4 protein-coding genes are annotated in these 3733 nt (G+C 64.1%); all 4 read right to left on the bottom strand.

What is annotated here, in order from left to right; all coding sequences use genetic code 11:
- Positions 1 to 32 precede the first annotated feature (32 nt).
- Positions 33 to 554, bottom strand: coding sequence for an RNA pyrophosphohydrolase (locus tag EN914_RS27920; protein ID WP_013529078.1), 522 nt, complete (start codon positions 552 to 554; stop codon positions 33 to 35).
- A 30-nt stretch (positions 555 to 584) separates the two neighbouring features.
- Positions 585 to 1763, bottom strand: coding sequence for a divergent polysaccharide deacetylase family protein (locus EN914_RS27915; RefSeq protein ID WP_127389394.1), 1179 nt, complete (start codon positions 1761 to 1763; stop codon positions 585 to 587).
- A gap of 212 nt (positions 1764 to 1975) precedes the next feature.
- Complete coding sequence (locus EN914_RS27910) at positions 1976 to 3307, bottom strand: S41 family peptidase (RefSeq protein ID WP_024502881.1); 1332 nt, start codon at positions 3305 to 3307, stop codon at positions 1976 to 1978.
- On the bottom strand, positions 3308 to 3733 hold a 426-nt coding region (locus tag EN914_RS27905), incomplete at its 5' end, for a murein hydrolase activator EnvC (protein WP_164778967.1). It abuts the gene before it with no gap.

Raw genomic sequence — 3733 nt, 5'->3', positions numbered from 1 at the left:
CTCCCCTACTCCCCTACTCCCCTACTCCCCTACTATCGCACCAGATGCCGGAACGCCGCCACCACATCCTCATAGACATGGCGCTTGAACGGCACGATCAGGTCAGGAAGGTCCTGCATCGGCCGCCATGCCCATTTGTCGAACTCGGCGGTGTGGCCACCCGGCGGCGGATTGATCTGGATCTCGCTGACATCGCCGTGGAAGCGAAAGGCGAACCATTTCTGCGTCTGGCCGCGATATCGGCCCTTGAAGGCGATACCGACGAGATGCTCCGGCAAATCATAGTTGATCCAGTCCGGCGCCTCGGCCAGCAGCGAGACGCCGCGCATGCCGGTCTCCTCATAGAGCTCGCGCTCGGCCGCCTGCAGCGGCTCCTCGCCCTCGTCGATGCCGCCTTGCGGCATCTGCCAGAGCTGCGTCGTGCCGGCAAATTCGCTGTCCGGTTCGGCAATGCGGTGCCCGACCCAGACCAGGCCCTCGGCATTGAGGATCATCAGCCCGACGCAGGGTCGGTAAGGCAGCGTTTCGCGGTCGATTTTGTTCGTCTTTGGCATCAGTCACTCTTTCCAGCCGTCTTCCGAGGGCTAGCCTTTTTGCGGATCGATAGCCACCGCTGAAATCGGCACGATCTCGATGCCGCGCTTCTTGGCCTCGACCACCCAGGATGACACGGTATCGACCGTCAGGTCGAAGGCCGAACCGATGCCGACGGCAGTGCCTTTGGCCCGCGCGGTCGCCTCCAGGCTGTCGAGCTTCTTCAGGATTTCGCCGCGATCCTGCACGGCATCAATCGCCATGTCGCCGGCGATGAAGGGCACGCCGTCTTTCAGCGCCAGATCCGGCGCCAGACTGCGCGCCGACGAGCCGTCATCGATATAGGCGAGGCCGCGTTTGCCGAGCTCGGCGATGAACGGCTCCATCGCCGCCGCGTCAGCGGAAAAGCGGGCGCCCATATAGTTCATGACGCCGGTATAGTTGGTCGTCCGCGACAGCGCCCAGTGCAGGCTCTTCAGGTTCTCGTCCGCGCTCGCCGCCACCGTCAGCGTGTTGCGTCCCGGATTGACCTTGGGATAATCGAACGGTTCGAGCGGCACCTGCATGACGATCTCGTGGCCGCTCTGCCTGGCTGCCTGCATCCAGCGGCCGATGCTGTTGCCTTGCGGCGCGAAGGCCAGCGTCACTTCCGCCGGCAGTTTGGCGATGGCCGCCTGGGTGCCGGTCTGCGAAACCGAAAGCCCACCGATGACGATCGCCACCCGTGCGCCGCGCCCGCCCGACCAGGGCCGCGCATAGACGTCGAACGGCCGCCTGCCATCGGCGGCGCGCACCGGCAACGGCCCGGTCTCGCTGGCCTCGATCAGCGCCTTGTCTGGAATATGCGCGACCTTCAGGTTCTGGCCGACGGTCGACGGGTCGCGAATGACCATCGCTGCCTTGGGCGGCCCATCGCCCTCCTCCGTCTGCACATGGATGATCTGCGGCCCACCTGATTTGACCGGCGCCTCCGGCTTCGGTGCCGCCGGGGCCAATGCAGGCGGCGCGGCGGCAGGTTCGGCCGCCGCGGTCACTTTCGGCGTTGAAACGGCACCCTCTTGCGGCTTACGAAACGGCTTTTCCCTGAGCGCGATCGCGCCGGAGATGCCTGCCACCACCAGCACGGCCACTGTCGCCATGATCGCACCGCCGCTGAGCTTGCCGGCGGCGCGCGGCGGCCGGACTGCCTGTCCGAGCGGGCGTTCGATGTCCTTGCCGATATCAGTCAAGCGTAATCCCCGGGCGCATGGCTCCGAAGGCGAAGCCACTTCGAAACGGCATGCGCGAATTCATCAATCCCGGCGCACCCCCGCGCCATGCCTTGGGAGCTTTGCCTCGCCCCCGAATCAAACTGCCGGAACCTTTCGGTCCCGGCAGCATCGCATTGCTTCCATCATGCTCAAACAGAAAGATGGAGCGGCGCGTGCGCCGCTCCAGATCCCTACTGGTTGAGAACCGCCTTTTGCGGATTGGGCGGGAAGGACGGATCGGTCTTCTGGCCACGCAGCAGCTGCTCGGCATAGATGAGCTGCAGATCGTCTTTCGGATCCGGCGGCACATAGGCCGCAGAGCCCGAACCCGTCGTGCTCTCGTCGGCGCCCTTGATATGGCCCTTGAGATCGGATTCGCCACGCGTCAGATCCCTGCCCTGCAGTTCCGGCGGCAGTGGCTGTTCGACCTTGATGTCGGGCGTGATGCCCTTGCCCTGGATCGACTTGCCGGACGGCGTATAATAGAGCGCCGTCGTCAGCCTGAGCGCACCATTCTCGCCGAGCGGAATGATGGTCTGCACCGAACCCTTGCCGAAGGACTGCGTGCCGACCACCGTGACGCGGCGCAGGTCCTGCAGCGCGCCGGCGACGATTTCCGAGGCACTGGCCGAACCGCCATTGACCAGGACGATCATCGGCTTGCCGTTGATGTCGTCGACCTGCTTGGGCTTGGCGTCGAAGCGGGTGACGTCCTTGGGGTCGCGGCCGCGCGTCGAGACGATCTCGCCGCGGTTGAGGAAGGCATCGGACACGCTCACCGCCTGGTCGAGCAGGCCACCCGGATTGAGGCGGAGATCCAGAACGTAGCCCTTCAGCTTGTCGTCGGGAATCTGCTTCTTGATGGTGTCGATGGCGTTCTCGAGGTCGTCGTAGGTCTTTTCGGTGAAGGAGGTGATCTTCATGTAGCCGATGTCGTTCTCGACCCGGAACTTGACCGCCTTGACCTTGATGATGTCGCGCACGACCGTCAGTTCGATCGGCTTGTCGGCGCCCTGGCGCAGGATGGTCAGCTTGATCGGCGTGTTGACCAGGCCGCGCATCTTGTCGACCGCATCGTTGAGGGTCAGGCCGCGAACCTCTTCGCCGTCGATCTTGGCGATGTAGTCGCCGGCCAGCACGCCTGCCTTGGCGGCCGGCGTGTCGTCGATCGGCGTGATCACCTTGACCAGATCGTTCTCCATGGTGACTTCGATGCCGAGGCCGCCGAACTCGCCCTTGGTCTGGACGCGCATATCCTGCGCCTGCTCGGCATTCATGTAGGAGGAGTGCGGGTCAAGCGAAGCCAGCATGCCGTTGATGGCATTCTCGACCAGCGACTTGTCGTCGGGCGGCGTCACATACTGTGCCCGCACGCGCTCGAAGATATCGCCGAAGATCGCCAGTTGCTTGTAGGTCTCCGACCCTGCAGCGTTCGCCGCCGAGCCGGGTGCGCCATAGACCAGGCTCATGGCGGACGCGCCCATCAGCGCACCGGCAAACAGAAGCGACAGTTTCCGCATTATTCACGTCCTTCCAGAAAAACGGTCCGCCCACCATGGGGCCGGATCGACGGGTTTTCCATCCTTGCGGAACTCGACATAGAGTTCCGGCGTGGCATTTCCATTCTTCGAAACCGAGGTGCTCGCCACCCGGGCCTCTCCCATCGCACCGATCGGCTCTCCTGCAAGCACTGATTGACCGGTCGCGACGCTGATTCTGCTCATCCCCGCCAAAACGACATGATAGCCGTCGCCTGCGTTCAGGATCAAGAGTTGACCATAAGAGCGAAACGGCCCCGCATAAAGCACATTTCCATCCGCCGGCGCGGTAACGATGGCTCCCGATTGTGTCGCAACCATGTCGCCTAGCATCACCGCGCCGTTACCGTCGTCGGCGCCGAATCGCCGCTTGATGCGGCCGGTCACCGGCAGTGCGATCTGTCCCTGCAG

The organism is Mesorhizobium sp. M7A.F.Ca.CA.001.08.2.1, from assembly GCF_003998455.1.
GTDB lineage: Bacteria > Pseudomonadota > Alphaproteobacteria > Rhizobiales > Rhizobiaceae > Mesorhizobium > Mesorhizobium ciceri.
The sequence above is the reverse complement of the archived record's forward strand: the minus strand, read 5'-3'. Positions and strand labels throughout refer to the sequence as shown.

Excerpts from the sequence above, each read along its gene's own strand:
- EN914_RS27920 (WP_013529078.1), bottom strand. The coding sequence starts at position 554 with ATGCCAAAGACGAACAAAATCGACCGCGAAACGCTGCCTTACCGACCC.